Source organism: Lentzea indica (assembly GCF_012184385.1).
Taxonomy (GTDB): Bacteria; Actinomycetota; Actinomycetes; order Mycobacteriales; family Pseudonocardiaceae; genus Lentzea; species Lentzea indica.
This window is the reverse complement of the sequence record NZ_VSRL01000371.1, coordinates 1-6,766: the sequence shown is the minus strand read 5'-3', so window position 1 is coordinate 6,766 and position 6,766 is coordinate 1. Positions and strand designations below refer to the sequence as shown.

Annotated in this window: 8 protein-coding genes and 1 pseudogene; 4 read left to right on the top strand and 5 right to left on the bottom strand. The window is 68.2% G+C overall.

Annotated features, from left to right (window positions below):
- The 4 genes from FXN61_RS46090 to FXN61_RS46075 form a co-directional block, all read right to left on the bottom strand.
- Positions 1-919 (bottom strand): tetratricopeptide repeat protein (locus tag FXN61_RS46090; protein WP_376770820.1); only part of this gene is annotated, 919 nt, incomplete at its 3' end.
- Positions 916-1,287, bottom strand: a complete 372-nt coding sequence (locus FXN61_RS46085) for a hypothetical protein (RefSeq protein WP_167980129.1) — start codon at positions 1,285-1,287, stop codon at positions 916-918. The genes FXN61_RS46090 and FXN61_RS46085, both read right to left, overlap by 4 nt.
- The gene (locus FXN61_RS46080; RefSeq protein WP_167980128.1) at positions 1,284-1,814 is read right to left on the bottom strand and encodes an RNA polymerase sigma factor; all 531 of its coding nucleotides are present in this window, start codon (positions 1,812-1,814) and stop codon (positions 1,284-1,286) included. The genes FXN61_RS46085 and FXN61_RS46080 overlap by 4 nt, the downstream gene beginning before the upstream one ends.
- Positions 1,815-1,910: 96 nt before the next feature.
- On the bottom strand, positions 1,911-3,074 hold the full coding sequence (locus FXN61_RS46075; protein WP_167980127.1) for a pyridoxal phosphate-dependent aminotransferase: 1,164 nt from the start codon (positions 3,072-3,074) through the stop codon (positions 1,911-1,913).
- Positions 3,075-3,154: 80 nt separating this feature from the next.
- Here FXN61_RS46075 and FXN61_RS46070 point away from each other — a divergent pair, with 80 nt between their 5' ends.
- Entirely contained in the window at positions 3,155-4,351 is a 1,197-nt protein-coding gene (locus FXN61_RS46070) for a DUF445 domain-containing protein (protein WP_167980131.1), read from the top strand.
- On the opposite strand, the gene FXN61_RS46065 is transcribed toward FXN61_RS46070, so the two are convergent.
- Positions 4,324-4,824, bottom strand: a complete 501-nt coding sequence (locus FXN61_RS46065) for a CGNR zinc finger domain-containing protein (RefSeq protein ID WP_312878524.1) — start codon at positions 4,822-4,824, stop codon at positions 4,324-4,326. The two genes, FXN61_RS46070 and FXN61_RS46065, sit on opposite strands and share 28 nt — an antisense overlap.
- 86 nt (positions 4,825-4,910) lie before the next feature.
- Between FXN61_RS46065 and FXN61_RS46060 the strand changes: the two genes are divergently transcribed.
- The 3 genes and pseudogenes from FXN61_RS46060 to FXN61_RS46050 form a co-directional block, all read left to right on the top strand.
- Positions 4,911-5,435, top strand: a complete 525-nt coding sequence (locus FXN61_RS46060; protein ID WP_167980126.1) for a PadR family transcriptional regulator — start codon at positions 4,911-4,913, stop codon at positions 5,433-5,435.
- Positions 5,432-6,106: an ABC transporter ATP-binding protein gene (locus tag FXN61_RS46055; protein WP_167980125.1), complete on the top strand. Its 675-nt coding sequence runs from the start codon at positions 5,432-5,434 to the stop codon at positions 6,104-6,106. Before FXN61_RS46060 ends, FXN61_RS46055 begins: the two co-directional genes overlap by 4 nt.
- A pseudogene (locus tag FXN61_RS46050) lies at positions 6,103-6,766 on the top strand (FtsX-like permease family protein); the annotation flags it as partial. The gene FXN61_RS46055 and the pseudogene FXN61_RS46050, both read left to right, overlap by 4 nt.

The window sequence follows — 6,766 nt, the reverse complement described above, 5'->3', positions numbered from 1 at the left end:
CCTGCGCGAGCCAACCGAGCGCCCGCGTCTGCACCGGTCCGCGAAACCGGTGTGCCGCAACGGCATCGAGCTTTCCGGCGGCGAGCATGAACTCCGCGTCCGAGCCGCCGAGCCGGACAGCAGGTGCCGGATCTCCGTCGCGCAACGCGCAGCGCGCACTCAGAACCGCCAGCTCGGGCACGTGCCGGTTGCACTGGCGCAGCAGCTCCAACGCAGGCGTCAGCACACGGCGAGCCTCCGTCGTGAGACCGGCGGCCAGCAGCGCTTCTGCCCTGTCGACGAGTGCCTCCGGCCGGCTCGTCGAGTCGAGGCCCGCCTTCGCCGCGTCCTCGTACCGTCGCAGGGCGAGCGGCAGATCGCCGGTGAGCATCGCCACGAACCCTCTGTTGTGCAAGCACATCGCCGCACGCCCCGGCTCACCCATGGCCTGCAGCAAGGTTTGCGCGGACGTGAAGTCGGCATCCGCTTTGGTCAGCTGGGTGGCGTTGCACCGTGCGATCCCACGGCCGATCAACGCGTTGGCGAGCCAGCGTTCGTCGCCATGTCTCCGCAACTTCCTGATGACCGCGGTGAGTTCGGCGATCGCCAGCCGTGGTTCCGCTGACTGGCAGAGGTGGAGTCCGCGCAGGCATCGGGCGCGGGCCAGCTCCCTGCCGCGAAGGTGCGGTGTGGCGAGATCGAGGTGCTGGAGGCTTTGCCTGCGGCGACCCCGATCCAGGTCGATCCACGCGAGCGTGAGGTGGAACCGGGCCTCACCGGTGAGCCGCAACCCGCGCCGGGCGAACCGGGCCGCCACGTCGAGGTGCCCGAGCTCGACGTGGGCGATGCTGAGGTCGTGCAGGGCGTCGGCGCGCTCGGCGCGAGTGCCGCGGACCGCGGTCGTAGCAATGGTGGCCTGTGGATCGGCACTGGCGCTCATGCCACGAACCACCCCGTCGTCAGGCCCAGTTCGGGCACGGTGACGCACAACGGCCCAGGCCTGACGTCGGCGCGGAACCAGCCCTCGGCGTCTGGACGAAGTGCCTGGGCGAGGCCGGGTGAGCGGACCTCGACGGAGACGCCCTTGTCGTCCAACACACCGGTCAGGCGCAGACCGGCCGGGGCCGGATCGAGCTGCAGGTACATGCGGCCGACGCCGACGTGGAACACGAGCTGCCGGGACGGGCCGCGGACCGGTTCGCGGACGGCCTCCATCGGTTCGAGCCCGGTCGGGTGCGGTGCCAGGACGGCAGGCGGAACGTCCGAGCTGAACAGGCAGGCGATCTCGTCGAGCAACGAGTCCCTCATTGCAGGGCCTCCAGCTTCCGCCGCAGCTCAGCCAGGCAACGACTGCGTGTGGAACCCACGCTCCCCACGTTCATCCCCAGGGCTTCGGCAACCTGTGCATAACTCAGTTCGGGGCTGTGGGCAGCGATCCGCAGCAACCGCTGGCACCGCTCGTTCAACGTCATCAACGCGGACCACAACCGCCGCTGACGATCGTTGGTGATCGCGACCTCGTCCGGCGCCGGCAACGTCGACTCCGGCTCCCAGAGGTCCAACGACACCTCACGTCCGCGGGCGCGCACCACCGCGATGCTCTGTCGCGTAGCGGTACGGACCAGCCACGTGGCCAGGTGCTCGGGCCTGCGGATGCGAGTGAGCTGTTCGGCCAGGCAGAGCCAGGTGCACTGGTAGACGTCGGCCGCGTCAGCGTGGCTCAGACGGAACGATCTGGGCACCGACCAGACCAGACGCGAATAGCGTTCGACGAGGACGTCCCAGCCACACAGGCCGGAACGCCAGCCACCAAGTACCTCAGTGTTCGAGTCCATGCCATTTGGAGTCGAACCCCGGCGTCAAGGCTCCCAGCCTCACCCGAAAGTGGGTTGTCCACAGTTGTGGAGGATCTTATCCACACCTGTGGACAACTACAGCTTGTGGAGGCGTTCCACGGCTTCGTCGATCACGGCGTCCTGCTTGCAGAACGCGAAACGGATCAGGTGCTGCCACTGATCTGGCCTGTCCGTGAACACCTGGACCGGCACCGCGGCGACGCCGATCTTGGCAGGCAGGTCGCGGCACAAAGCCAAGCCGTCCGTGTAGCCGAGAGGCCGCACGTCGGCACAGATGAAGTACGTGCCCTCGGAAGATCGCACCTCGAAACCGGCCGCACGCAAACCCTCGGCCAAGCGCGCCCGCTTGGAGGACAGCGAGTCGCGCAACGTACCGACCCAGTCCAGCTCAGCCGTCAGCGCGTGGGCGATCGCCGGTTGGAACGGCGCTCCGCCCACGAAGGTCATGAACTGCTTGGCCGCACGGACCGCGGACACCAGAGAAGCAGGACCGCACACCCAGCCGATCTTCCAGCCGGTGCAGTTGAACGTCTTGCCGGCGCCGGAGATCGACAACGTCCGCGAGGCCATCCCGGGCAGTGAGGCCAGCGGAATGTGCGTCAGGCCGTCGAACACCAGGTGCTCGTAGACCTCGTCGGTGATCGCCAGCAGGTCGTGCTCGACGCACAACGCGGCGATGGCCTGCAGCTCCTCCAACCGGAACACGGTCCCCGTCGGGTTGTGCGGCGAGTTGACCAGCACCGCACGCGTCCGAGGCGTGACGGCCGCGCGCAACGCGTCCACGTCGAGAGCCAACCGGCCAGAAGCGTCCTCGCGCAGGCCGACGGTCACCCGCGCCGCACCGGCCATGGCCACGGAAGCGGCGTAGGAGTCGTAGTACGGCTCGATCAGGATCACTTCGTCGCCGGCCTCGACCAGAGCCAGCAACGACGCCGCGATCGCCTCGGTGGCGCCGACGGTCACCAGGATCTCGGTGTCGGGGTCGTAGGAGAGCCCGTACCGCGAACGGTGAGCGGAGATGGCACGACGCAGCACCGGCATGCCGGGTCCCGGCGGGTACTGGTTCACGCCCGATGCGATCGCGGACTGGGCGGCCGCGAGCATCGACGCAGGGCCGTCGGTGTCGGGGAAACCCTGACCGAGGTTGACGGCGTCGTGCTGCACGGCCAGCGCCGTCATCTCCGCGAAGATGGTCGACGTGAACGGCTGCAACCGGGGGACTAGCGCTGGTACCCGCACAACGCAGGATCTTCACGGACAATGTGGTTGTGGAGCAACTGACCGTCGCTGACCAGCAGAAGCGCACAGACCTGCGCAGGATGAAGCTCGTCGCGACGAGCTTCCTCGTCGGCGCGACGGTCATCTTCTTCGGCACGCACGCGTTCGAAGGACCCTGGGTCGGCTACGTGCGAGCGGCCGCGGAAGCCGGCATGGTCGGCGCGCTCGCGGACTGGTTCGCCGTGACGGCCCTGTTCAGACGTCCCTTGGGGCTGCCGATCCCGCACACCGCGATCATCCCCACCCGCAAGAACATGTTCGGCAAGACGCTCGGCGACTTCGTGGGCGTCAACTTCCTCAGCCCGGAGATCGTGCAGGACAAGCTCAAGCGGGCGGGCATCGCGGAACGGGCCGGCGCCTGGATCAAGCAGCAAGAGAACGCCGAACGCATCACCAACGAGCTCGCGAACGTCATCAAGGGCGCGATCACCGTGCTCAAGGACGAAGAGGTGCAGGCCGTCCTGGAGCACGCGATCGTCAAACGGGTGATGGAGAAGCCGTGGGGTCCGCCGCTGGGCAAGTTGCTCAACCAGGTGCTCACCGACGGCGCGCACCACAAGCTCGTCGACCTGATGTGCGACCGGGCCTACGAGTGGGTGCGGGACAACTACGACAAGGTCAGCCTGATCGTCACCGACCGCGCGCCCACGTGGTCGCCCAAGTTCGTCGACGCGATGCTCGGCGACAAGGTCTACACCGAGCTGGTCAACTTCACCTGGGCGGTGAAGACGGACGTCAACCACCCGATGCGCCTCGCCGTGGACCAGTTCCTGCTCGAGTTCTCCACGGACATGCAGACCGACCCGGCCACGATGCAGAGGGCCGAGCAGGTCAAGCAGCAGGTGATCGACCACCCCGACGTCCAGAAGCTCATCAGCAGTGCGTGGGGCACGGCGAAGAAGATGCTCATCGACGCCGCTGAAGACCCGTCCAGCGAGCTCCGCAAGCGCGTCACCCAGGGCCTGGTCACGCTCGGCACCAACCTCACCGACGACCCCGAGCTGCGCGCCAAGGTCGACAGCTGGCTGGAGCAGGCCGCCGGGTACGTGGTCGGCAACTACCGCGCGGAGATCACCACGCTGATCACGGACACCGTCGAGCGCTGGGACGCCGAGGAGACCTCGCGCAAGATCGAGCTGCAGGTCGGCAGGGACCTGCAGTTCATCCGGATCAACGGCACCGTGGTCGGTGCGCTCGCGGGCCTGGTGATCTACACCGTGGCCAACGTGCTCTTCTGAAGGTCCGTGTTCTGGGCGCGCGTTCGTTTTCGGAACGTGCGGGCCTTCTCGCGGTTGCCGCACACCTGCATCGAGCACCAGGTGCGCGAGCGGTTGCGGGAACGGTCGAAGAACGCACGCAGGCAGTCGTCGGCGGGACAGATCTTGAAGCGTTCCCAGGACCCGAGCACGGCCAGCCGCGCGGAGGCGGCCAGCACAGCGCCGAGCGCGTCCGAGCTGGACAGCACCGGAACGCCGTCGGTCAGCTCGACGTGGACCACTCCCGCCGCCGTCTGAGGGCCTGACGACCCCTCGATGGACGACCGCAGCGCCGCTCTCGCGGCGCGCGCCTGTGCGATTTCCCCGCTCCGCCCGAGGCCGCGTTCGGTCACCCACGCGCGCCAGGAGGCTTCACTGTCCAGTACGTGTCGAGTGTTCAGGAAGTCGAGCAGCAGCTCGACGTCGTGATCCCAGCCGACAGTCAGACCAGTCACCCCACCACTGTAGGCGCCACGGCGGTTGCCCGTCAGGGCATCTGACGAATACACCCGGTGTATACATGATGTGTATAGTGCCGCGCATGTCGATAGGACACGCACTGTTGGGGCTGCTAGAGGGCGGTCCAAGGCACGGATACGACCTCAAGCGCGCCTACGACGAGCGCTTTGGTCAGGACCGTCCGTTGCACTACGGGCAGGTGTACTCGACCCTGTCGAGGCTGCTGAAGAACGGTCTGGTGACCGAGGCGGGCGTGGAGGCGGGCGACGGCCCTGAGCGCAAGCGGTACGCGATCACGGACGCCGGAGTCACTGATGTCGAACGCTGGCTCAGCACGCCGGAGAAGCCGGAGCCGTACCTGCAGAACACCCTCTACGCGAAGGTGGTGCTGGCCCTGCTGTCAGGTCGCAGCGCCGCGGAGGTGCTCGACACGCAACGGTCGGCGCATCTCAACACCATGCGTGAGCTGACGAGACGCAAGACCGACGGCGACCTCGCCGACCAGCTCATCTGCGACTTCGCCCTGTTCCACCTCGAAGCCGACCTGCGGTGGCTCGAACTGACCGCCGCCCGCGTCGACCAGTTGGCCGTGGAGGTCATGCGATGACCCTGTTGAGGGCCGAGGGCCTCGTCAAGTCGTTCGGCAAGACGCACGCGCTCGACGGCGCGGGCATCTCGATCCGCGAGGGCGAGGTCGTGGCGGTGATGGGGCCGTCGGGCTCCGGCAAGTCCACCCTGCTGCACTGCATCGCGGGCATCCTGCCGCCCGACTCGGGCACAGTGCATTACCGCGACCGCGACCTCACGGCCATGTCCGACAGCGAACGCAGCGAGCTGCGGCGAACCGAGTTCGGGTTCGTCTTCCAGTTCGGCCAACTCGTTCCGGAGCTGACCTGCCTGGAGAACGTCGCGCTCCCGCTCAGGTTGAGCGGTATGAAGCGCAAGGACGCCGAACGCGCCGCGACGGACTGGCTGGCCAGGCTGGAGGTCGACGGGGTCGCCGACCAGCGTCCCGGCGAGACCTCCGGCGGTCAGGGGCAGCGTGTCGCGGTCGCTCGTGCCCTGGTCACCGGTCCGAAGGTGATCTTCGCCGACGAACCGACCGGCGCACTCGACTCGCTCAACGGCGAGCGTGTCATGCACCTGCTCACGACCGCGGCCCGCGAAACGGGCGCCGCCGTCGTGCTGGTCACGCACGAACCGCGCGTCGCCGCCTACTCCGACCGTGAGGTCGTGGTGCGCGACGGCCGCTCGCGTGACGTGGAGTTCGCACGGTGAACCGCGTTATCAGCGACCTCGCCCTGGGTGTCCGGCTGGCCGTCGGGGGCAGCCGGAAGTCCTGGATGAGGCTCGCACTCCAAGGTGTCGGCATCGGTCTCGGCGTCGCGTTGCTGCTGTTCGCCGCGTCGCTGCCGAACGTGATGGACGCCCGGCACGACCGCCAGGAAGCGCGCAACCCGGTGTCCCAGGGCACCGGACCGGCGCCGCTGCTGATGGAGGAGCAGTACCACCCGTTCCGCTCCGACCACGTCATCGGCTCCTACCTCAAGGCGCTCAGGCCCGACGCGCCCGTGCCACCGGGGATCGACCGGGTGCCCGGCGACGGGGAGATCTTCGTGTCACCCGCCGTCGCCGACCTGTTGGCCGCACCGGGCGGTGAGCTGCTGAAGCCGCGCTTCCCGCAGAAGATCGTCGGCACGATCAGCCAGGCCGGTCTGCTCAACCCCGGTGAACTGCGCTTCTACGCCGGTGACTCCGCGATCGAGGAGTCGCCGGGCACCAACACCGTCTACGGCTGGGGTGTGGTGAACGGCGGCGGCGGGCTCGACCCGCTGCTGTGGGCGCTCAGCCTCGTCGGCGTGGTGGTGCTGCTGTTCCCGGTGCTGGTGTTCGTCGGGGTCGCCACCCGGCTCGCCGCGGCCCAGCGCGACCGCAGGC